The organism is Pectobacterium carotovorum, assembly GCF_900129615.1.
In the GTDB taxonomy this organism is placed as follows: Bacteria; Pseudomonadota; Gammaproteobacteria; order Enterobacterales; family Enterobacteriaceae; genus Pectobacterium; species Pectobacterium carotovorum.
The window spans coordinates 164,697-185,716 of the sequence record NZ_FQWI01000005.1 but is presented as its reverse complement, the minus strand read 5'-3'; the positions used below and the strand labels follow the sequence as shown (position 1 = coordinate 185,716).

Genomic DNA, 21,020 nt, shown 5'->3' with positions numbered 1-21,020 from the left:
CCTGTATGACATTTTTTTAACCATGTATAACAAGTAGGTACTTCCATGTCGAGTAAGTTAGTACTGGTTCTTAACTGCGGTAGTTCATCCCTGAAATTCGCTATCATCGATGCGATTAACGGAGAAGAGTACCTGTCTGGTTTAGCCGAGTGTTTCAACCTGCCTGAAGCCCGCATCAAATGGAAAATGGACGGCGGTAAACAAGACGCCGAACTGGGTGCCGGTGCAGCTCACAGCGAAGCGCTGAACTTCATCGTCAATACCATTCTGTCTCAGAAACCGGAGCTGTCAGCTCAACTGGTTGCTATTGGTCACCGTATCGTTCACGGCGGTGAGAAGTTCACCCAATCCGCGATCATCACTGATGATGTTCTTCAGGGTATCAAAGATTCCGTACCTTTTGCACCTCTGCACAACCCGGCGCACCTGATCGGCATCGACGAAGCACTGAAATCTTTCCCACACCTGGCTGATAAAAACGTCGCTGTTTTCGACACTGCGTTCCACCAGACCATGCCGGAAGAATCCTACCTTTATGCACTGCCGTACAAACTGTATAAAGAAAACCACATCCGTCGCTACGGTTTCCACGGCACCAGCCACTACTTTGTTTCTCGTGAAGCCGCTAAAGTGCTGAACAAACCAGTAGAAGAGCTGAACGTCATCACTTGCCATCTGGGCAACGGTGGTTCCGTTACTGCAATCCGTAATGGCGAATGCGTTGACACTTCAATGGGTCTGACTCCGCTGGAAGGTCTGGTGATGGGTACCCGCTGTGGCGATATCGACCCGGCTGTGATTTTCCACCTGCACGACGCACTGGGCATGGACATTGATCGCATCAACACCCTGATGACCAAAGAATCTGGTCTGCTGGGTCTGACTGAAGTGACCAGCGACTGCCGCTACGTTGAAGATAACTACGAGACGAAAGCAGATGCTAAACGTGCAATGGACGTTTACTGCCACCGTCTGGCTAAATACATCGGTTCTTACGCTGCACTGATGGAAGGCCGCCTGGATGCCGTCATCTTCACCGGTGGTATCGGTGAAAACGCGGCAATGGTTCGCGAGCTGTCACTGAAAAAACTGGGTCTGCTGGGCTTCGACGTCGATCACGAACGCAACCTGGCTGCACGCTTCGGTAAAGGTGGCAACATCGCTAAAGATGGCACCCGCGCGGCGCTGGTTATCCCGACCAATGAAGAGTTGGTCATCGCCGAAGACGCTTACCGTCTGACCGCGTAAAACACGTAACTCCCAACACCGTCAGCCAAGGCTGACGGTGTTGTTTTTGACTAACGAGCAACCGTAAAGAGGTTCGGCCGTGTCCCGTATAATCATGTTGATCCCAACTGGCACCAGCGTTGGTCTGACAAGCGTCAGCCTGGGTGTCATCCGCTCCATGGAACAGAAAGGCGTCCGCCTGAGCGTGTTCAAACCTATTGCCCAGCCGCGCAGTGGCGACAATACGCCAGATCAAACGACCACCATTATTCGTGCTAATTCCGCCATCAGCGCCGCCGAGCCGCTGGCGATGAGCCGCGTTGAAGCCCTGCTGAGCTCCAACCAGCAAGACGTGCTGATGGAAGAAATCATCGCGCGCTACCACGAAAACACCAAAGACGCTGAAGTCGTTCTGGTTGAAGGTCTGGTTCCTACCCGTAAGCACCAGTTTGCTAACGCATTGAACTATGAAATCGCCAAAACGCTGAATGCAGAAATCGTCTTCGTACTGGCGCTGGGTAATGATTCCCCGGCACAGCTGAAAGACCGTATCGAACTGGCGCGTTCCAGCTTCGGCGGCAGCAAAAACAAAAACATCACTGGCGTGATCATCAACAAACTGAATGCGCCAGTAGACGACCAGGGCCGTACTCGCCCTGACCTGTCTGAAATCTTTGATGATTCCACGAAAGCCAGCGTTGCCAACATCGATCCGAAGCAGCTGTTCGCTAACAGCCCGCTGCCGGTTCTGGGCTGCATCCCGTGGAGCTTTGACCTGATTGCTACGCGCGCCATCGATATGGCGAAGCACCTGAATGCCCGTATCGTCAACGAAGGTGACATTCAGACGCGTCGCGTTAAGTCTGTAACCTTCTGCGCACGCAGCATCCCTCATATGCTGGAGCATTTCCGTCCGGGCTCACTGCTGGTGACCTCCGCTGACCGTCCTGATGTTCTGGTTGCCGCCTGTTTGGCTGCCATGAATGGCGTGGAAATCGGTGCCCTGCTGCTGACTGGCGGCTACGAAATGGATCCGAGCATTGCCAAGCTGTGCGAACGTGCCTTCCAGACTGGTCTGCCAGTATTTATGGTCGACACCAACACCTGGCAGACCTCACTCAGCCTGCAAAGCTTCAACCTTGAAGTACCGGCTGATGACCGTCAACGTGTTGAGAAAGTGCAGGAATATGTTGCACGCCACATCGACACCCAATGGATCGATTCACTGAGCGCAGCATCTGAGCGTTCACGTCGTCTGTCTCCGCCAGCGTTCCGCTATCAGCTGACTGAGCTGGCGCGTAAAGCAGGCAAACGTATCGTTCTGCCAGAAGGTGATGAACCACGTACCGTTAAAGCAGCGTCTATCTGTGCTGAACGCGGTATTGCTCACTGTGTGCTGATCGGTAACCCAGAAGAGATTCAACGTGTTGCTGCCGCTCAGGGCGTAGAACTGGGCAAAGGCATCGAAATCGTCGATCCGATTGTCGTGCGTGAGCGCTATGTTGCGCGCTTAGTTGAGCTGCGTAAGAGCAAGGGCATGACCGAAGTGGTTGCGCGCGAACAGCTCGAAGACAACGTGGTTCTGGGTACGCTGATGCTGGAACAGGGCGAAGTTGACGGTCTGGTTTCTGGTGCCGTTCATACCACCGCTAACACCATCCGTCCGCCGTTGCAGCTGATCAAAACAGCACCGGGCAGCTCGCTGGTGTCTTCTGTGTTCTTCATGCTGCTGCCTGAGCAGGTTCTGGTTTACGGCGACTGCGCCATCAACCCAGATCCAACCGCAGAGCAATTGGCTGAAATCGCTATCCAGTCTGCTGATTCCGCTACCGCATTCGGTATCGACCCACGCGTTGCAATGATCTCTTACTCTACCGGTAACTCCGGCGCGGGTAGCGATGTTGAGAAAGTGCGTGAAGCGACCCGTCTGGCGCAGGAAAAACGCCCTGATCTGGTCATCGACGGTCCGCTGCAGTACGACGCCGCTATCATGGCTGACGTTGCACAGTCCAAAGCGCCGAACTCGCCAGTTGCGGGTAAAGCCACCGTGTTCATCTTCCCTGACCTGAACACCGGTAACACCACGTACAAAGCGGTACAGCGTTCTGCCGACCTGATCTCCATCGGGCCAATGCTGCAAGGCATGCGCAAACCGGTTAACGACCTGTCTCGTGGCGCACTGGTAGACGACATCGTTTACACCGTTGCCCTGACCGCCATTCAGGCTACACAGCTCTAATATATTCAGATTAATTCTGTTATCTTCTATGCCAGCCTCAGCGCTGGCATTTTTTATTGCTCTCCGCACAAAAAACCACACCGAGCAGGCTCAAGAATAACCATAAACAGGGTCTATGGATGACTGTAATACGATTATTGGATCAACACTTTCAGCAGCAGTTGGAAAAAGGGATCACGCCTTCATCGCCAACAGGGTTAACCCGATTTTTGGTTGAATTTCTCTATTTCGGCGTCAAAGAAGCCCGCGCCTGTATCTTCGTTGGCCTGTTCTTTCTTGCTGTTTTCAGCGTGCCGAAAGCGGGCTGGTTCGCTATCCCTCGCTATGATTTGCTGTTGATATTCGCCATTGTGATTCAGGGGTGGATGATCGCCAGCAAGCTGGAAACCTGGGATGAGTTAAAAGCCGTTACGCTGTTTCACCTCGTAGGTTTTGCGCTTGAGGTGTTTAAAACCTCATCAGGTATTCGTTCCTGGTCTTACCCTGATTTCGCCTACACCAAGGTACTGGGTGTGCCGCTATTTGCCGGATTCATGTACGCCTCTGTCGGTAGCTATATCATTCAGTCCTGGCGGCTATTCGATCTTAAAATTCGCCATCACCCGCCCTACTGGCTGGCAACGCTGGTCGCACTACTCATTTATGCCAATTTCTTCACCCACCACTACATCGGCGACTATCGCTGGTACATTGCCGCACTGGCTGTCGGGCTCTATGCACGCACCACCGTCATTTTCACGCCTTACGATCGGGAACGACGAATGCCGCTGTCATTGGCCTTTATTCTGATCGGCTTTTTTATCTGGCTGGCTGAAAATATCAGCACGCTTTTCAGTGTCTGGAGCTATCCAGAACAGCTCGGAGCCTGGTCGATGGTTCACGTAGGGAAATGGAGCTCGTGGGCTTTGCTGGTGATCATGACGTTCACCATCGTGATTTACCTGAAGGACATCAAGAAGAGTATTCATGTTCCCGAGTGATAACCCGCAGTTTATCACTCGGAAAAATAGACGCCGCAGCGGAGAAAAAGCAGCGGCGAGACAGGGAAGGCATTATTTCTGTGAATCAGCGTCTGATGGAGCAACGACGTTGCTGTCGTTTTCATCATGAGCATTTTCATCATGAATATTTTTATTATTAACAGCAGGTGTCTCAGCAGCGTCTAGCGCTTCGTTCAGCTTACGTGAAATCGGCTTGCCATAATCCTGATCGCTATAGCGCGTCAGCCACAGCGACAGGGCTTTCAGCGAGTCCGGCGTAAATTCATCGCAGCGAGCGGTGATTTCCTGCGGCGTCAGCCAGCTGACCTCATCAACCTCTTCTTCCTGTAGCGCAAACGGCCCGTGGGTGACGCAGCTAAACAGCCCGCCCCATACCCGGCAATTCTCGCCTTCGTAATAGAACAAGCCGTGCTCTGCGAACGGCACGCCCGCAATGCCAAGCTCTTCTTCGGCTTCACGGCGCGCGGACTCCAGCATCTGCTCACCGCTTTGCACTACGCCGCCAGCGGTCGCGTCCAGCCAGCCTGGATAGAAATCTTTGATTTTCGTCCGGCGCTGCACCAGAATTTTACCCATTCCATCATGCACAACAATGTAAGTAGCACGATGACGAAGACTCTGAGCACGCATCTGCTGACGACTTGACTGAGCAATTACCTCGTTGTTTTCATTGACGATATCAACCCACTCTGTGCCTGCTGCCTGACTTTGTTCCGCCATCCTCTGAAACCCTTTAGTATTGGCACGTTGCTACGCGCGTCTGTTTTAAATGATCGAACTTTGCTGTGAATATTCCCTGCTGCCTTGCTGTTATTCAAGGTCAAAAACAGGGTATACGCTAAATTAGTGCCTAATCGCGACCTGCGCAATAGGTTCGCCGCCGTGTAACGGTAGAACCCGCAGTTCGTCTTGTTCAAGTAAACCGTAGCTCGCGGGGTATCCCCCTTTCGGCAAGCTCACTGAGCCGGGATTGAAAAAATAATATTCCCCACGTTGCTCAGCAACTGGGATATGAGTATGACCATATACCAGCACATCCCCCGCGTGTAGCGGTGGCATATTATCTGGATGATAAAGATGACCGTGCGTCAGGAAAAGGCGATTCTGCGGCAATAGCACATGTTGCCAGGGTGCCGTTATCGGAAAGGTCAGCAGCATCTGATCAACCTCGCTGTCGCAATTCCCCCGTACGGCAATGATACGTGACGCATAAGTGTTTAGTTGGGTAGCCACTTCCGCAGGCTGATACGCCTCCGGCAGCGGGTTGCGTGGACCATGATTGAGAAAATCGCCCAGCAAGATAAGCCAGTCGGTCTGACTCTGCTCAAAGATTTCCAGCACGCGCTCCGTCGCACTGAGGGAACCGTGTATGTCGGACGCAAACATCAACTTCATCGTTATCTCCACAACGTTTATATCAACAATGCTACACCCACAACACCCGCATCCTTCATCGGACGTAGTCTACCAAAGTTGGCAGCACGCTTCCGGTAAAGATCGCGCAACGAGGTGCGTCATCGCTTATTTTTCACTCGCAGAAGTGGTAGGGTAAGAGCCCGTTCCTCAATACGCTATTCTGACAGCGCATCGCTCTCTGAAGCGATCAACTGCCATACAGTCCATGATGTTTTTCTGAATTAAAACGGAGACTTGATTCATGATTGACCTGTATTACGCACCAACCCCTAACGGGCACAAGATCACCCTGTTTCTGGAAGAAGCTAATCTCCCCTACCAGCTCCACCGCGTGAATATCAGCAAAGGCGAACAGTTCAAACCGGAGTTTTTGGCTATCTCGCCTAACAACAAAATTCCCGCGATTGTCGATACGCAGCCCGCGGAAGGTGACACGCCAATTAGCCTGTTTGAATCTGGCGCGATTCTGCTCTATCTGGCGGAAAAGCACGGCGTGCTATTGAGCACGTCATTACGTGAGCGTACGGCCACACTACAGTGGCTGTTCTGGCAGGTCGCCGGTTTCGGGCCAATGTTGGGGCAGAATCATCATTTTAACCACTATGCACCCCAGCCAGTGCCTTACGCCATTGAACGCTATCAGCAGGAGACGCAGCGCCTGTATCGCGTGCTGGATAAACATCTGCAAGACAGCCCTTGGCTAGCAGGAGAAAATTACAGCATTGCCGATATCGCAACCTACCCGTGGGTAGTTTCTTATGCTCGCCAGCGCGTCGACCTTGATGATTACCCAGCGGTGAAGGCGTGGTATACGCGTATCAGTGAGCGCCCGGCAACGCAACGGGCCTATCAGCTCGCCGAGCAATAAAATTCTGGCATCATCTCATTCGGCCTTTGGGTATCTTCTGCTATGGTAATCAACATATTGTCGTTAACGATACCCCCTGACGCTGCGGTTTAGCCGCAGTAACAGAAGCAACCGAGGGCCGAGCAATGCCACATCACTATTCTGACGCCATTATTCGTATAAAAAATCTGCGGCTGCGCACCTTCATCGGTATCAAAGATGAGGAAATCACGAATAAGCAGGATGTGATCATCAACGTTGTGATTCACTACCCAGCAGAACAGGCGCGCAACAGCGAAAATATTGCCGATGCGCTGAACTACCGCACCATCACCAAAAACATTATTCGCCACGTAGAAGATAACCGCTTCGCTTTGCTGGAAAAATTAACGCAGGATGTGCTCAACATCGCCAGCGAGCACGAATGGATCACCTATGCTGAAGTAGAAGTAGATAAACCGTTTGCCCTGCGATACGCCGATTCGGTTTCCATGACCCTGCGTTATCACAAGGCATAAAGATAAGGGGAAGCGATGCAACTACTCATAACAGGCGGAACCGGCCTTATTGGCCACCATCTTATCCAACGATTACAGTTGCTTTCCCATGACATCACGGTACTGACACGCGATCCTGAGCGCGCTAGAGGCGTTCTCGGCAATCAGGTGGAATATTGGTCCACGCTGAGTAATGTCACCTCACTGAACGACTTTGACGGCGTCATCAATTTGGCGGGCGAACCTATCGCCGACAAACGGTGGACGCCACAGCAAAAACAGCGTCTGGCAAAGAGCCGCTGGAACATCACCGAACAGCTTGCCACGCTGATAAAGGCCAGCAGTGAGCCGCCAGCGGTTTTTATCTCGGGATCCGCTGTCGGGTATTATGGCGATCAGGGAGAAGCGCTGGTCACGGAAGATGAATCCCCAGTTGATGAATTTACACATCATCTGTGCGCCCGCTGGGAAGCGCTGGCGCAGTCCGCCGAAAGTGATAAAACCCGCGTCTGCCTGCTGCGCACCGGCATTGTTCTGTCAGCACAGGGCGGCGCGCTGGCAAAAATGCTGCCGATTTTCCGCCTCGGACTTGGCGGGCCGATGGGTTCCGGCAAACAATATATGCCGTGGATTCATATTGATGACATGGTAAACGGCATTATTTATCTGCTGAACCAGCCGATACTGAACGGCCCTTTCAATATGGTTGCGCCCTACCCGGTTCATAATGAACAATTTTCTGCCATGCTGGCACACGTATTGGATCGTCCCGGTTTCCTGCGGGCTCCCGCTTTTGTGATCAAACTGCTGATGGGAGAAGCGTCGACGCTGGTACTGGGCGGACAGCGCGCCATTCCGCAGCGGTTAGAAGCCGCAGGCTTTACTTTCCGCTTCCTTGAGTTGGAAGAAGCCCTGCAGGACGTCATCAAAAAACCGAGCTGACTCAGTGCTGAGAGCGGTGATAATGGATAGATCGTAAAGACGCTGCGAGTACATCCCTGTAAGCTCGAGCCGCGCCATCCATGGCGCGGACGCTTTACTCTTCTATTCCATTATCACCGCTCTATTTGAGAGAAACGTCCGCGGCTGATAGCCATCAGCCCCCAAACCTACTTCAACGCACCGGACAAAAACTGCTGCAGACGTGCACTTTTCGGGCTACCGAACAGTTGATCTGGTGGTCCTTCTTCTTCAATTACGCCCTGATGCAGGAAGATAACGTGGCTGGAAACATGGCGGGCAAACTCCATTTCATGCGTCACCACCACCATCGTTTTCCCTTCTTCCGCAAGCTGCTGCATGATGCGCAACACCTCGCCGACCAGTTCGGGATCGAGCGCTGACGTAGGTTCATCAAACAACAAAACTTCCGGCTCCATCGCCAACGCCCGTGCAATAGAAACGCGCTGCTGCTGACCACCGGAGAGATCCGACGGGTATTTCTGTTGGGCAGCATCCGTGATCCCGACCTTGTTCAGATAGAACACCGCCCGCTCACGCGCTTCCGCTTTACTGAGCCCTAACACCTGAATTGGCGCTTCCATTACGTTCTCTAACGCCGTCATGAAGCTCCACAGGTTGAAGTGCTGAAATACCATCGTCAGGCGCGTCCGCAGCATCTGAAGCTGTTTTTTATCAAATACCTTCAGCTGTCCGTCAGTATCACGCACCATGCGAATTTCCTGATCGCTGACGTAAATCGCGCCTTCACAGGGTTTTTCCAGAAAATTAATACAGCGCAGTAAGGTACTTTTTCCCGAACCGGACGACCCGATAATCGAAATAACGTCACCCGCTTTCGCCTGTAATGAGATCCCTTTCAGCACCTCATGCTGGCCATAACGTTTACGCAGTTCCGTCACCATCAGTTTGTTATTCGACATACTCTTTTTTCCTGCGTTTAATGAGATGAACGGGTATAAAGATGACGTAACCAGTGCCGTTCCGCCTTTCTGAACAGCCCAATTAACACAAACGAGATCGCCAGATAGATGACCGCCGCAATGCCAAACGCATAAAACGGCTGGTAGGTTGCCGCATTGATATCACGGGCAATCTTCAGAATATCCGGCACCGTTACGGTAAAGGCCAACGCCGTTGAATGCAGCATCAGAATCACTTCGTTGCTGTAGGCGGGCAGCGCAATACGCAGCGCACCCGGCAAAATAATGCAGCGATACTGCTTAAAGCGGGAGAAACCGTATGCTCTGGCCGCTTCAATTTCCCCATGAGGTACAGCGCGGATTGCCCCCGCAAAAATCTCTGTCGTGTACGCACAGGTATTCAGCGCCAGCGCCAAAATGGCACAGTTTAGCCCGCTGCGAAAAAAGGCATTCAGCATGTCGGTGCCGCGCACAATCTCCAGGCTATACACGCCGGAATAGAACACCAGAAGTTGTACGTAGAGCGGCGTGCCGCGGAATACATAGGTGAATAGCCAAACCGGAAAGCTGAACCGGCGTCGCGGCGACACACGGGCAATCGCCAGTGGCAGCGCCATCAGCCCGCCGATAACCACCGAGGAAATGAGCAGCCAGAGCGTCATCGCTAGCCCGGTCAGGCGGTAACCATCGCTCCACAGGAGCGGCTGCCAATATTGTTGCAGGATCTCACTCATAATTTATTTTTTTGACTCCCTGCGAATAGTGCCTTTCCAGCCACCACAACACGCCGTTAGAAATGGTGGTAAAAATCAGGTACATCGCCCCGGCAACCAGCGCAAAATAAAACGGTTCGTGTGTGCCCTTGCCGGCCAGTTGCGTCGCCTTAATCACATCATTCAGACCAAGCAATGACACCAGCGCCGTCGCTTTCAGGATCACCTGCCAGTTATTGCCGATGCCCGGTAGCGCAAAGCGCATCATGGAAGGAAACAGAATACGGCGGAACACTTTCATAGGAGAGAAACCGAACGCGACGGCAGCTTCGATTTGCCCACGCGGCACGGCAAGATAGGCACCACGAAAGGTTTCCGTGAAATACGCGCCGTAAATAAAGCCCAGTGTAATAATCCCGGCAGTCAACGGATCGATGTCAATCTGATCCAGACCGATCGATTCCGTCACGCCGTTTAAGACAATTTGCAGACCATAAAAAATCAGCAGCATCAGTACCAGATCGGGAATGCCACGAATCAGCGTGGTATAGCAGGAAAAACACCCCGCCAGCAGACGGTTGGAAGACAGCTTCGCCGACGCACCAATCAGGCCGATAGCCAGCGCCAGCAGTAACGAACTCGCGGCCAGCTCCAGCGTCATGATGGCACCATCCAGAATTAGCTGGGAATAGCCATAGAGCATCAATGATATCCGTTGAAATAGCGGTTAATGGCACGCTGCGTCATCAGTCAGGAATACGGCACGAGAGGAACGATCCCGTGCCGCATGCCCTACGATCCCGCTACACATGTGATAAAGAAATGAAAGTCACAGTGGCGACATTAGCCGCCGTAGACGTCAAAATCGAAGTATTTTTTCGCGAAGGTATCGTAGGTACCGTCTTTACGCATTTCTTCAAAGGCTTTATCCAGCGCGGCCTTCAGCTCAGTATCCGCTTTACGCAGACCCATGCCGGTCCCCACACCGAAGAATTTGTCATCTTTTACCGCCGGGCCAGCAAATTCATAGTCTTTACCCGCATCAAGCTTCAGGAAACCTTCACTTGCGGCGACTTCATCCTGAAAGGCTGCATCAATACGGCCTGCAGCCAGATCGGCATAAATCAGATCCTGATTTTGGTAAGCAACAACGTCAACGCCTTTCGGCTGCCAGTTAGCATTAGCAAAGGCTTCCTGTGTTGATGCCTGCAATACGCCAACACGTTTGCCGCCCAGAGAAGCTAACGTAGGTTCAATGCTCGCCCCTTTCTTCGCAATCAGGCGTGAATTGGCCGCATACAGCTTCTCGGTGAAGGCAATTTCCTGCTGGCGTTTTTCGGTGATGGACAGAGAAGAGATGATGGCATCAATTTTTTTAGCTTTAAGGGACGGAATTAACGCATCAAAGTCGCTTTCTACAAACGTACAGTTAGCCTGAATACGCTTGCACAGCTCTTTCGCCAGATCGATATCAAACCCAACCAGTTCACCGCTGGCGTTTTTGGATTCAAAGGGAGCATAGGTAGGATCGGTACCAATTTTAATATTCTTAGGAATCTCCGCCATCGCGCTACCCGCAGCCAGAATGAGTGCCAACGGCAAGACTTTGATCAGTTTCTTCATATTGCTACCCTTATCATGAGTGATTGATGTCATGTGTCGTCAATGTCGGAACGATTTATTGCTTTAAAAATGAACGATATGAGTGCTATTTGTTTTCTACGCCGACTAGTAGAGTTTTTATAGCAGTTTTCATGCCACAATGAACGTAGGGATGTCGTAAAAACCGCATGAGCGAAGCGCGCAGAAAATAAGGGTTAACCGTTTGATTCTGCAATATTTTCAGAGGAAATTTTTTGGCGCGTAACAATAAGGATAGATAACATTGGCATGAATACAAAAACTCAATTGCACTATTTTGGTGCTTTTGCGCACAAAATTAGTGCAATGTGATAAAAAGGCACAAAAAAAGGGCAGTAAAAGTTTACCGCCCTGAGAGAAAAAAATAGCGTGCCTAGGTCTCTATCCTGCTAGGACGCGCCTTGCCAGCGGATAAAGAGATCTTTTGGCAGGTCGATATCAAACTGGTCCAGAATACGATTCACCGTCTGATCGACAATATCCTGCACACTTTCTGGGCGATGATAAAACGCAGGCACAGGCGGCATGATTATCGCACCCAGCTCAACGGCGGTGGTCATCAACCGCAAATGCCCTAAGTGCAGCGGCGTTTCACGTACCCCCAGCACCAGAGGACGACGCTCCTTCAGCACCACATCAGCCGCGCGGGTCAACAGATTGTCGCTGTAGCTGTGCACAATGCCGGACAGGGTTTTTATCGAACAGGGTAAAATCACCATGCCCGCCGTTTTAAACGACCCCGAAGAGATGCTGGCAGCAATATCACGCGTGTCATGCACCACGTCGGCCAGCGCCTGCACGTCACGCAGGCTAAAATCCGTTTCTAATGCCAGCGTCTGCCGGGCGGCCTGGCTCATGATCAGATGGGTTTCGATACCTTCCAGCGTCTGTAAAACCTGTAGCAGCCGGATGCCATAAATGACGCCGCTGGCACCGGAAATTCCTACAATGAGTCGCTTCATTCATACTGCCTCTGGCTGGCCGCGTAAGCAGAAACGCGGAAAAATCATCTGCGCAAACTTTGCCGCATTGATTAGCGATAAGCAAGGGCAAGCGCCGAAAGCCTGTTTTTGATATGCAATTTTTCTCTACATACAAATTTTTCTCTACATACAACAAGGGGGAGGACACTTTCGCGTCCTCCCCCTTCAATACAGCCTTAATGTGCGACTAGCTGTTAACCTTCGTTGTGCAATTCCAGATCTTCGACTTCATTCTGGCTACGCAACGCTTTGGCATCGTCGTTGCGCAAGACTTCCAGATAATCCAGATAGCCTTGATCGACATCCTTCGTCACGTAAATCCCGTTGAACACCGAGCATTCAAACTGAGCGATATCCGGGTTATCTTCACGCGCAGCTTCAATCAGATCGTCGAGATCCTGGAATATCAGCTCATCAGCACCAATAATCTTACAGATTTCATCCACTTCGCGACCGTGGGCAATCAGCTCATTGACGCTTGGCATATCGATGCCGTACACGTTAGGGAAGCGAATTTCCGGTGCCGCTGAGGCCAGATAAACACGCTTGGCTCCTGCTTCACGCGCCATCTCGACAATCTGCTCCGACGTTGTACCACGCACGATGGAGTCATCCACCAGCAGCACGTTCTTGTCACGGAACTCAGCACGGTTGGCGTTCAGCTTACGGCGTACCGATTTCTTACGCGCCTGCTGTCCCGGCATGATAAACGTGCGGCCAACATAGCGGTTTTTCACAAATCCCTGACGATACGGCTTGTTGATGATGCGCGCGATTTCCAACGCGATATCACAAGAGGTTTCAGGAATCGGGATCACGACATCAATATCGAGATCTTCCCACTGGCGCGCAATTTTTTCACCGAGCTTCTGGCCCATGCGAACACGTGCGCTGTAGACCGAAATTTTATCAATGAAAGAGTCCGGGCGAGCGAAGTAGACATATTCGAACAGGCACGGGTTGCTCTTTGGATTCTCTGCACACTGGCGGGTAAACAGCTGCCCTTTTTCCGTAATGTAGATCGCTTCTCCCGGCGCCACATCGCGTAAAAATTCAAAGCCCAGCGTATCCAGCGCGACGCTTTCTGACGCCACCATATACTCGCTGCGGCCATCTTCCAGATCGCGCTTACCAATCACCAGAGGACGAATCCCGTTTGGATCGCGGAAAGCCACCATACCGTGACCGATAATCATGCCAACACAGGCATAGGCACCGCGAATTTGCTGGTGGGTCGCGGCAACGGCCGCAAAAATATTATCGGCTTCCAGCGGGTAGTGTTGGAAACGGTCCAGCTCTCTGGCGAAAATATTCAGCAGAATTTCAGAATCAGACGTGGTGTTAACGTGACGACGCTCCTGCTCGAACAGCTTTTTACGCAGTTCGTGGGCGTTAGTCAGGTTACCGTTGTGAGCCAGCGTGATACCGAACGGAGAGTTAACATAGAAAGGCTGTGCTTCCGAAGCGCTGGAACTGCCCGCGGTCGGATAACGCACATGACCAAGCCCCATGTTGCCCTGTAAGCGTTGCATGTGCCGCGCTTCAAACACATCTTTCACCAGGCCATTGGCCTTACGCAGGCGAAAACAATTAAAGGCATCGATGGTCACAATACCCGCAGCATCCTGCCCACGGTGTTGCAACACCGTTAACGCGTCATAAATCGACTGGTTGACCGGTGTAAAACCGGCGATACCGACAATACCGCACATGGTGTCTTTTCCTCATCAGCGCTACCGCAGCGGTAAATGCTGCGGCAAGAAACTTGACGTGCTTTGCAGGTAGTCAAAAAACCACCTGATAATATAACTGAACTGCGGGATTAACTGGGATTGCTTCCAGTCATCACTTTGTGAAAAACCGGTGAACGTATCCAGAAAGAATAGCAGTGCGGAAACGATCAGCACCCCGCGCAGCGCACCAAAACAGATGCCCAGAACGCGATCGGTGCCGGATAATCCGGTACGTTCAACCAGTGAACTAATCACATAGTTGACGATAGCTCCCACAATCAACGTTGCAATAAACAGAATGGCAATCGCAATGCCGTTACGCACCAGCTCATCATCAAAACGGGTGAAGTAGACCGCGAGGTAAGCGTAGTAATGGCTGGCGACAAAAAAAGCACATCCCCAGGTTACTAACGACAGCGCTTCGCGAACAAACCCCCGGATCAGGCTAACCAGAGCCGAAAATCCGATGATGCCAATAATGACGTAATCAACCCAAACCATGAACTATCCTAATAATGAACGATGCTACCGATAAGCCGCTACGTCATCCTGTTCGCGGCGCATTCTAACAGAAAAAGAAAACGTTTGCGTAGCGTATTTCCGCCGATTTCATCGATAGATAATCAGGTGAAAAAACCGACAAGACGTCATGCCTGATTCTATTAACTCTCGGCATCTCAAAACTCACAGCAGGCATCTTAAAACAGATGCGGGGCGACGTATCACCGATGTGAACCTCATCCCCGCGGCCTGCTTTTACTTATTTACGTGATCGACTGCGAACCATCCATCACGTAATCATCACGCTCGACGACCTCAACGAACGGAATGTGATCGCACCTGCCCGCTTAGCCCACTGAGCTGTTTCAGCTCGCCCAGTGAAGACTCCAGCTTCTGCTTCGAGGCATCCGGCCCCACGTAAATACGGGTGATTTCACCTGAAACTGGCGTTGATGGCACGGTATACGCGCGGTAGCCAGAGAGACGAAGCTTAGCGACAATCTCGTTCACCTTATCCGCGTTTTTCAGCGCACCAAGCTGCACAATATAGGCCTGTCCGACAGGCGCTTGCTGCGTCGGCTGCGTTTCAGGCTTCACTTCCGGTTTAGGTTCCGGTTTAGGCTCTGGCTTCGGTTTCACCTCTGGTTTCACTTCTGGCTTCACCTCAGGTTTTGGCTGAGGCTTCGGCGTCACCGGCGCGGGCGTCTGAACTGGCGGACGCTCAACCACCACTGGCGGTGCCGTCATGGTTGGCGTATTCGTGCCAGAATGGGACGATGGCGGCGTCTGCGTCGTGGTTTCAGGTGCTGTCGTTGCGGATGGTGTAGATGATCTCGCTTCGGCTTCCGCGCTGTTTTGCATCGCCGCTTCCGCCCCTTCCGGCGGCTGACTCGGCAAGGACGGGTTCAGCGCAGGCAGCGCTTCCATCTCATTGCTGTCACCCGGTTTGGGGATCAGCGGAATCGATGCAAACTCGTCTTCGTAGTGCTTTTTCTTGCCGTCCAGCAGGCCGGGTAAGACGATCACGCCCAGCGCGACCAGAATAACCGTACCGACCAGCCGATTCTGAAATTTACTCGCCATTCGCCTTCTCCTCATCCAGCGCTTCCATCACATGCGCTACCGTATGAAAAGATCCACACACAATGACGATATCCTGCTCCGTCGCCTCGGACATCGCCTGCTGCCAGGCGGTAACGACATCGGGGAACGATTGGCTGCGCGTCAGGTGCTCAGCAATCTGCTGAGCCGTTGCGCCACGCGGCCCTTCCAGCGGTGCGCAATACCACTCATCCACCACGGGTGTTAAGTGGGCCAGCGTACCGGCGATGTCTTTATCCGACAGCATGCCGACGACAGCCCGCACTTTTCCGGTTTTCGGCAGCCCGACCAAACGGTTTGCCAAATACGCCGCCGCATGAGGGTTGTGCGCAACATCAAGAATCAATCGCGGTGACGCCTGCACGGTCTGAAAACGACCGGGTAATACTGCGTGCTGCAAGCCTTGTCGAATCGCCTCTTCACTCACGTTGAGTGAAGAATAGTGCAATGCAGCCAGTGCCGTAGCGGCATTGGCTAACGGAACGTTGGGTAACGGCAATCGTGATAGCTCGCGCTGTTTATCCTGCCAGCTCCACGTCTCGCGCTGCATTGAATATTCCCAGTCGCGACCACGGCGGCGCAGTTGCGCACCTTTCTCAACGGCAACGTCGGCAATCGTTTCTGGCATATCCGGCTCGCCAACAACGGCTGGTCTACCCTGCCGAAATATCCCGGCTTTCTCGCGGCCAATGCTTTCCCGATCGTTACCTAACCAATCGGTATGGTCGATCGCGATGCTGGTTACCACGGATATATCCGCATCCACAATATTGGTGGCATCCAACCGCCCACCTAGCCCCACTTCCAGAATAACGACATCCAGATTCGCCTGCTTAAAGAGTTGCAGCGCCGACAGCGTACCGAATTCAAAATAGGTGAGCGATACAGCCCCTCTTCCCGCTTCGATATCCGCAAACGCCTGAGTATGCAGCGCTTCAGGCAATTCTTTGCCCTGAATACGCACTCGCTCGGTATAGCGAACAAGATGAGGAGAACTGTACACCCCCACCCGCAGCCCGGCGGCTAACAGAATGGACTCCAGCGTACAGCAGGTCGTTCCTTTGCCGTTTGTTCCCGCGACGGTGAAAATCGTGGCGGCAGGCTGGAGCAGTTGGAGATGTTCGGCAACCTGCTTAACGCGATCCAGACCTAAATCAATGGCCTGAGCGTGCAGGTGCTCAAGATAATGAAGCCACGTGACCAAAGGTGACGTGGCTTGAGGTATTTGAAGAGTATCCATGAGTCCCGTTCACTAGCTTACGGTTCATTGCGGGCAGAGCGTGCGTATTGCTACTCGGTCGAGAACGACGTGGTCGAGTACCACACGTCCTGCCCATCATGTCAATTATGCGTCATCCTGTGATGATTCAGACGGCGCATCGCTGCGGATTTCCACGTCATCGTTGCCCGGTTCTGGATGGTTCGTCAGTTTGGCAAGAATAGTGGCCAGCTTGTAGCGCATTTCCGGACGACGAACGATCATATCGATCGCCCCTTTCTCAATCAGGAATTCACTGCGCTGGAAGCCCGGCGGCAGTTTTTCACGCACGGTTTGTTCGATAACGCGTGGGCCGGCAAAACCGATCAGCGCTTTCGGCTCGGCAATGTTCAGGTCGCCCAGCATCGCCAGACTCGCGGAAACACCGCCCATAGTCGGATCGGTCAGTACTGAAATGTAAGGCAAGCCACGATCGCGCATTTTGGCCAATGCAGCACTGGTTTTCGCCATTTGCATCAGCGACATCAGCGCTTCCTGCATACGCGCACCGCCACTGGCGGAGAAGCACACCAGCGGACAACCGTCTTCCAACGACTGCTCAACGGCACGCACAAAGCGCGCACCCACAACAGACGCCATTGAACCGCCCATGAAAGAGAACTCAAATGACGCGACGACAATCGGCATGCCGTACAGCGTGCCTTTCATCACGACCAGCGCGTCTTTCTCATCGGACTGTTTCTGTGCAGAAACCAGACGATCTTTATATTTTTTGGAATCCCGGAATTTCAGGACATCCTTCGGTTCCAGTTCGCTTCCCAACTCGACAGTGTTTTCTTTATCCAGAAAAGCCTGTAGACGGGCGCGCGCGGAAAGGCGCATATGGTGATCGCACTTCGGGCAGACACCCAGATTGCGCTCCAACTCAGCACGATAAAGAACCTGACCGCAGCTATCACATTTTGTCCAGACCCCTTCAGGGATGTTCGCTTTGCGGGTCGGTGTAATATTGCTTTTGTTAAGAATTCGTTCAATCCAGCTCATTGATAACCTTTCTGCTTGAACCTGGCAAATGCCAGTCCGCTGTTCATGTTATTCCCTGACAACATTGCCAATGAAAAAATGCCTGAGACGCACGACAATCGCGGTACAAAGGCATCGGCACCAAGGGTGTTCCCAAGAACAGACCATAAATGCTGCCCATTAAACCATAACGTTCCGGTACTGTGGATAAAAAACTGGTCAAACCGGATGTTAAAATACTTCACTTATTTCACATTGCCGCGCGAAGCCGCTCTACGGTGACGGGCAATCTCAATAATGCCCGGCAGGATAGAGAGAAAAATAATCGCGACAATCAGTAATTTCAGATTTTCCTGCACTACTGGCAAATCGCCAAACAGGTAGCCCGCATAGGTGAACGACAACACCCACAGCAGCGCACCAATGACATTATAGGCTGCAAAATGCCGATAGCTCATATGCCCCATCCCAGCGACAAACGGCGCAAATGTTCTCACAATCGGGACAAAGCGCGCCAGAATTATCGTCTTGCCACCGTGACGCGCGTAAAACGCATGCGTTTTATCCAGATAGCTGCGGCGGAAAATCTTTGAGTTCGGGTTGCTAAACAGCTTCTCACCGAACAGTCGTCCAATAGTGTAGTTCACCGCATCGCCCGTAATCGCGGCAACGATCATCAGGAACACCATCGTGTGCACATTCAGATCGTTCGACGGCAGCGCCGCCAGCGCCCCTGCGACAAACAGCAGCGAATCTCCCGGCAAAAACGGTGTCACCACCAGCCCGGTCTCACAGAACAGAATCAGGAACAAAATGGCATAAACCCAGACACCATATTGCGCCACCAGTTCCGCCAGGTGAACGTCAATGTGCAGAATAAAATCAATAATAAACTGTATAAACTCCATCACAACTTCTTCTCCCCAAAGTGTCTATCGAACGCACGCGGTCGATATACGCAAAGCAGCCGCACTATCCGTGTTGCCTTGCGTATAGCACGCTGAATAGCATCGTCTTTAATACGCATCGCACCCTGCCTTTTGACCTACGGTCATCTGGCAGCGTGCAACAGGTAAAAGGCGCACTCGTTACAACAAAAACGTCAATCGGCTAAAAAGAGCGGCCCCATCGTAGGCTGCGGCAAAGCAAAACGCGCGGGATAATCTACCGCCACCAAATACAGCCCTTCGGCTCTGGCCGTTGCACCAGCCAACGTACGATCTTTGGCCGCCAGCAGCTCTGCAATCCACGACTCGGGGCGATTGCCACAGCCGACGTCCATCAGGCTACCCACGATATTACGCACCATATGATGAACGAACGCATTGGCCTTAATATCTACCACGATATAGTCACCGTGACGTGTAACCTTTAAATGATTTACATAGCGCCACGGCGTACGCGACTGGCACTGCACTGCCCGAAAAGAGGTGAAATCATTCTCCCCCAACAGGCATTGCCCGGCACGCTCCATGCGTTCCACGTCTAACGGGTGATAAAAGTGCGTCATACCACGCGAAAGCACCGCAGGACGATAGCGGTGATTGTAGATGACATAGCGGTAGCGACGTGCCGTCGCGCTGAAACGCGCATGGAAATCCTCATCCACCGTTTTCACCCAACGCACCGCGATATCTGGCGGTAAATTTGCATTCACGCCCATCGTCCAGGCGGCATCTTTTCGGATCGCATGCGTGGTGAAATGCACAACCTGCCCGGTGCCGTGAACACCAGCATCGGTTCGCCCGGCGCAAAACACCTCTATCGGTTCATCCGCGACTTTGCTCAGCGCCTTTTCAAGACAGGCCTGCACGCTAGCGACATCAATCTGACGCTGCCAGCCATAATAGAGGCTACCGTCGTACTCAATGCCGAGCGCGATTTTCAGCGGGGCGCGTTCGTTTTCCGCAGCGGCATCGGCCTGAGTAGCCTCCGCCTGAGTGGTTTCCGACATTACCCGAGATACTCCTGCACCAGACATTCTGCCGTTTCCACCGCCATCAGCGCGCCGCCAAAGCGAGCGTTATCGGCGACCGACCAGAATTGCAGTAGCTCAGGAATACCGTAATCATTACGCAGACAGCCGACGCTCAGTTGCCCATTGCCGGACGCATCGCCAACCTGCGTCGGGTAATCCTGCTCGTCGCTTACCTCAATATTCCCGGCATTGAGCAGTTCGTCACGCGCTTCTTCCGCAGACAGCGGACGCAGTGATTCAAGATGAACAACCTGCGCGTGACCATAGAACACAGGGGATTGAATGCAGGTCACTGAAATCGGCAATCCGTCATCCTGCAAGACTTTACGCACCTGATCGACCAGAACGCGCTCTTCACGCACGCTGCCTGCATCATCAGGCAGTAAAGGCAGCAGATTGAATGCCAGCTGTTTCGGGAAAATTCCAGCCTCAGGTGGAACACCATTCAGCAGACGGGCACTTTGTCCGGCCAGATCGTCTATCGCTGCTTTACCGAGTGCAGAAACCGACAGCATATTGACGACATGCAGACGCGAGAGCCCAGCCGCATCAGTCAACGGCTTAATCACCGTCAGCAGTTGGCTGGTCAGGCTGTCGGCCACCGCGACAATATTGCGGTTACGATAATCTGCCAGCGTATGTGTATTCACGCCGGGTACGACCAGCGGGACATCCGGCTCCAGCGCAAACAGACCGCTGCTGTCGATAACCAAACAGCCCGCGTCCCCTGCGTCTTCCGCATAGCGGGCGCTGGCATCCTGACCAGCGACAAAAAATGCCAGCTGCGCCTGTGACCAGTCAAAATCGGCCACATCGGTGACCAGACAGGATTTGCCGTTAAAACGTATGGTTTCACCCGCGCTACGTTCACTGGCCAGTGGATACAGTTCACCCACTGGGAATTCGCGTTCCTGCAATAATTCCAGTAACGCCGTGCCTACTGCGCCCGTTGCGCCCAGCAGAGCAATATTCCAGCCGTCAGACATTTGGTTCTCTCCCAAATTTTGAATGAAACACA

22 protein-coding genes are annotated in these 21,020 nt (G+C 52.6%); 7 read left to right on the top strand and 15 right to left on the bottom strand.

From position 1 onward, the window contains the following. The first annotated feature begins 45 nt into the window (after positions 1-45). The 3 genes from ackA to BUB06_RS12225 all read left to right on the top strand — a co-directional run bounded on the left by ackA (position 46) and on the right by BUB06_RS12225 (position 4,446). Positions 46-1,248: an acetate kinase gene (gene ackA, locus BUB06_RS12235; RefSeq protein ID WP_010295401.1), complete on the top strand. Its 1,203-nt coding sequence runs from the start codon at positions 46-48 to the stop codon at positions 1,246-1,248. 79 nt (positions 1,249-1,327) lie between these two features. Next, complete coding sequence (gene pta, locus BUB06_RS12230; protein ID WP_029367433.1) at positions 1,328-3,466, top strand: phosphate acetyltransferase; 2,139 nt, start codon at positions 1,328-1,330, stop codon at positions 3,464-3,466. A gap of 119 nt (positions 3,467-3,585) precedes the next feature. Continuing rightward, positions 3,586-4,446 carry a DUF817 domain-containing protein gene (locus tag BUB06_RS12225; protein ID WP_039471308.1) on the top strand — a complete coding sequence of 287 codons (861 nt, stop codon included), beginning with the start codon at positions 3,586-3,588 and terminating at the stop codon, positions 4,444-4,446. Positions 4,447-4,518: 72 nt separating this feature from the next. On the opposite strand, the gene yfcD is transcribed toward BUB06_RS12225, so the two are convergent. Both yfcD and yfcE read right to left on the bottom strand, forming a co-directional pair. Next, positions 4,519-5,187, bottom strand: a complete 669-nt coding sequence (gene yfcD, locus BUB06_RS12220; RefSeq protein ID WP_072886144.1) for an NUDIX hydrolase YfcD — start codon at positions 5,185-5,187, stop codon at positions 4,519-4,521. A 123-nt stretch (positions 5,188-5,310) separates the two neighbouring features. Continuing rightward, positions 5,311-5,862, bottom strand: coding sequence for a phosphodiesterase (gene yfcE, locus BUB06_RS12215; RefSeq protein ID WP_039471306.1), 552 nt, complete (start codon positions 5,860-5,862; stop codon positions 5,311-5,313). Positions 5,863-6,124: 262 nt separating this feature from the next. On the opposite strand from yfcE, the gene yfcG reads away from it, so the two are divergent. From yfcG to BUB06_RS12200, 3 genes are all read left to right on the top strand, one after another. Further along, on the top strand, positions 6,125-6,751 hold the full coding sequence (gene yfcG / locus BUB06_RS12210; protein ID WP_010295413.1) for a GSH-dependent disulfide bond oxidoreductase: 627 nt from the start codon (positions 6,125-6,127) through the stop codon (positions 6,749-6,751). 125 nt (positions 6,752-6,876) lie between these two features. Continuing rightward, entirely contained in the window at positions 6,877-7,248 is a 372-nt protein-coding gene (gene folX, locus BUB06_RS12205) for a dihydroneopterin triphosphate 2'-epimerase (RefSeq protein ID WP_010295415.1), read from the top strand. A gap of 15 nt (positions 7,249-7,263) precedes the next feature. Further along, positions 7,264-8,169: a TIGR01777 family oxidoreductase gene (locus tag BUB06_RS12200; protein WP_039471304.1), complete on the top strand. Its 906-nt coding sequence runs from the start codon at positions 7,264-7,266 to the stop codon at positions 8,167-8,169. 167 nt (positions 8,170-8,336) lie between these two features. Here the strand turns inward: BUB06_RS12200 and hisP are convergent, their stop codons facing one another. From hisP to BUB06_RS12175, 5 genes are all read right to left on the bottom strand, one after another. Continuing rightward, positions 8,337-9,110 carry a histidine ABC transporter ATP-binding protein HisP gene (gene hisP, locus BUB06_RS12195; RefSeq protein ID WP_039471302.1) on the bottom strand — a complete coding sequence of 258 codons (774 nt, stop codon included), beginning with the start codon at positions 9,108-9,110 and terminating at the stop codon, positions 8,337-8,339. 17 nt (positions 9,111-9,127) lie between these two features. Further along, a complete protein-coding gene (locus BUB06_RS12190) occupies positions 9,128-9,844 on the bottom strand; it encodes an ABC transporter permease (RefSeq protein WP_010298523.1) in 717 nt (238 codons plus the stop codon). Next, the gene (locus tag BUB06_RS12185) at positions 9,837-10,526 is read right to left on the bottom strand and encodes a histidine ABC transporter permease HisQ (RefSeq protein WP_010298525.1); all 690 of its coding nucleotides are present in this window, start codon (positions 10,524-10,526) and stop codon (positions 9,837-9,839) included. Before BUB06_RS12185 ends, BUB06_RS12190 begins: the two co-directional genes overlap by 8 nt. Positions 10,527-10,666: 140 nt before the next feature. Continuing rightward, positions 10,667-11,446: a lysine/arginine/ornithine ABC transporter substrate-binding protein gene (locus BUB06_RS12180; RefSeq protein WP_039471300.1), complete on the bottom strand. Its 780-nt coding sequence runs from the start codon at positions 11,444-11,446 to the stop codon at positions 10,667-10,669. Positions 11,447-11,853: 407 nt separating this feature from the next. After that, positions 11,854-12,426, bottom strand: a complete 573-nt coding sequence (locus BUB06_RS12175; RefSeq protein ID WP_010298530.1) for a UbiX family flavin prenyltransferase — start codon at positions 12,424-12,426, stop codon at positions 11,854-11,856. Between BUB06_RS12175 and BUB06_RS22375 the strand changes: the two genes are divergently transcribed. Beyond that, entirely contained in the window at positions 12,413-12,538 is a 126-nt protein-coding gene (locus tag BUB06_RS22375; RefSeq protein ID WP_256712676.1) for a hypothetical protein, read from the top strand. The two genes, BUB06_RS12175 and BUB06_RS22375, sit on opposite strands and share 14 nt — an antisense overlap. Before the next feature lie 103 nt (positions 12,539-12,641). Here BUB06_RS22375 and purF read toward each other — a convergent pair whose 3' ends face one another. The 8 genes from purF to BUB06_RS12130 form a co-directional block, all read right to left on the bottom strand. Continuing rightward, positions 12,642-14,159: an amidophosphoribosyltransferase gene (gene purF / locus BUB06_RS12170; protein WP_010285044.1), complete on the bottom strand. Its 1,518-nt coding sequence runs from the start codon at positions 14,157-14,159 to the stop codon at positions 12,642-12,644. 21 nt (positions 14,160-14,180) lie between these two features. Further along, a complete protein-coding gene (gene cvpA / locus BUB06_RS12165; protein WP_010298532.1) occupies positions 14,181-14,681 on the bottom strand; it encodes a colicin V production protein in 501 nt (166 codons plus the stop codon). Positions 14,682-14,996: 315 nt separating this feature from the next. Then, on the bottom strand, positions 14,997-15,764 hold the full coding sequence (gene dedD, locus BUB06_RS12160) for a cell division protein DedD (RefSeq protein ID WP_039471298.1): 768 nt from the start codon (positions 15,762-15,764) through the stop codon (positions 14,997-14,999). Continuing rightward, positions 15,754-17,022 (bottom strand): bifunctional tetrahydrofolate synthase/dihydrofolate synthase, encoded by a 1,269-nt coding sequence (folC, locus tag BUB06_RS12155; protein ID WP_039471296.1) that lies wholly within the window; start codon positions 17,020-17,022, stop codon positions 15,754-15,756. The genes dedD and folC overlap by 11 nt, the downstream gene beginning before the upstream one ends. 105 nt (positions 17,023-17,127) lie before the next feature. After that, entirely contained in the window at positions 17,128-18,045 is a 918-nt protein-coding gene (gene accD, locus BUB06_RS12150; protein WP_039471294.1) for an acetyl-CoA carboxylase, carboxyltransferase subunit beta, read from the bottom strand. 224 nt (positions 18,046-18,269) lie between these two features. Further along, positions 18,270-18,932, bottom strand: coding sequence for a DedA family protein (locus tag BUB06_RS12140; RefSeq protein WP_010285058.1), 663 nt, complete (start codon positions 18,930-18,932; stop codon positions 18,270-18,272). Positions 18,933-19,126: 194 nt separating this feature from the next. Beyond that, positions 19,127-19,978, bottom strand: coding sequence for a tRNA pseudouridine(38-40) synthase TruA (truA, locus tag BUB06_RS12135; protein ID WP_010285061.1), 852 nt, complete (start codon positions 19,976-19,978; stop codon positions 19,127-19,129). Next, the gene (locus tag BUB06_RS12130; protein WP_010298541.1) at positions 19,978-20,988 is read right to left on the bottom strand and encodes an aspartate-semialdehyde dehydrogenase; all 1,011 of its coding nucleotides are present in this window, start codon (positions 20,986-20,988) and stop codon (positions 19,978-19,980) included. Before BUB06_RS12130 ends, truA begins: the two co-directional genes overlap by 1 nt. Between the last annotated feature and the right edge of the window lie 32 nt (positions 20,989-21,020).

Coding starts and splice junctions, on each gene's coding strand:
- ackA (WP_010295401.1), top strand. CDS start 46: ATGTCGAGTAAGTTAGTACTGGTTCTTAACTGCGGTAGTTCATCCCTG.
- BUB06_RS12225 (WP_039471308.1), top strand. CDS start 3,586: ATGACTGTAATACGATTATTGGATCAACACTTTCAGCAGCAGTTGGAA.
- yfcD (WP_072886144.1), bottom strand. CDS start 5,187: ATGGCGGAACAAAGTCAGGCAGCAGGCACAGAGTGGGTTGATATCGTC.
- yfcE (WP_039471306.1), bottom strand. CDS start 5,862: ATGAAGTTGATGTTTGCGTCCGACATACACGGTTCCCTCAGTGCGACG.
- yfcG (WP_010295413.1), top strand. CDS start 6,125: ATGATTGACCTGTATTACGCACCAACCCCTAACGGGCACAAGATCACC.
- folX (WP_010295415.1), top strand. CDS start 6,877: ATGCCACATCACTATTCTGACGCCATTATTCGTATAAAAAATCTGCGG.
- BUB06_RS12200 (WP_039471304.1), top strand. CDS start 7,264: ATGCAACTACTCATAACAGGCGGAACCGGCCTTATTGGCCACCATCTT.
- hisP (WP_039471302.1), bottom strand. CDS start 9,110: ATGTCGAATAACAAACTGATGGTGACGGAACTGCGTAAACGTTATGGC.
- BUB06_RS12190 (WP_010298523.1), bottom strand. CDS start 9,844: ATGAGTGAGATCCTGCAACAATATTGGCAGCCGCTCCTGTGGAGCGAT.
- BUB06_RS12185 (WP_010298525.1), bottom strand. CDS start 10,526: ATGCTCTATGGCTATTCCCAGCTAATTCTGGATGGTGCCATCATGACG.
- BUB06_RS12180 (WP_039471300.1), bottom strand. CDS start 11,446: ATGAAGAAACTGATCAAAGTCTTGCCGTTGGCACTCATTCTGGCTGCG.
- BUB06_RS22375 (WP_256712676.1), top strand. CDS start 12,413: ATGAGTCGCTTCATTCATACTGCCTCTGGCTGGCCGCGTAAGCAGAAA.
- BUB06_RS12175 (WP_010298530.1), bottom strand. CDS start 12,426: ATGAAGCGACTCATTGTAGGAATTTCCGGTGCCAGCGGCGTCATTTAT.
- purF (WP_010285044.1), bottom strand. CDS start 14,159: ATGTGCGGTATTGTCGGTATCGCCGGTTTTACACCGGTCAACCAGTCG.
- cvpA (WP_010298532.1), bottom strand. CDS start 14,681: ATGGTTTGGGTTGATTACGTCATTATTGGCATCATCGGATTTTCGGCT.
- dedD (WP_039471298.1), bottom strand. CDS start 15,764: ATGGCGAGTAAATTTCAGAATCGGCTGGTCGGTACGGTTATTCTGGTC.
- folC (WP_039471296.1), bottom strand. CDS start 17,022: ATGGATACTCTTCAAATACCTCAAGCCACGTCACCTTTGGTCACGTGG.
- accD (WP_039471294.1), bottom strand. CDS start 18,045: ATGAGCTGGATTGAACGAATTCTTAACAAAAGCAATATTACACCGACC.
- BUB06_RS12140 (WP_010285058.1), bottom strand. CDS start 18,932: ATGGAGTTTATACAGTTTATTATTGATTTTATTCTGCACATTGACGTT.
- truA (WP_010285061.1), bottom strand. CDS start 19,978: ATGTCGGAAACCACTCAGGCGGAGGCTACTCAGGCCGATGCCGCTGCG.
- BUB06_RS12130 (WP_010298541.1), bottom strand. CDS start 20,988: ATGTCTGACGGCTGGAATATTGCTCTGCTGGGCGCAACGGGCGCAGTA.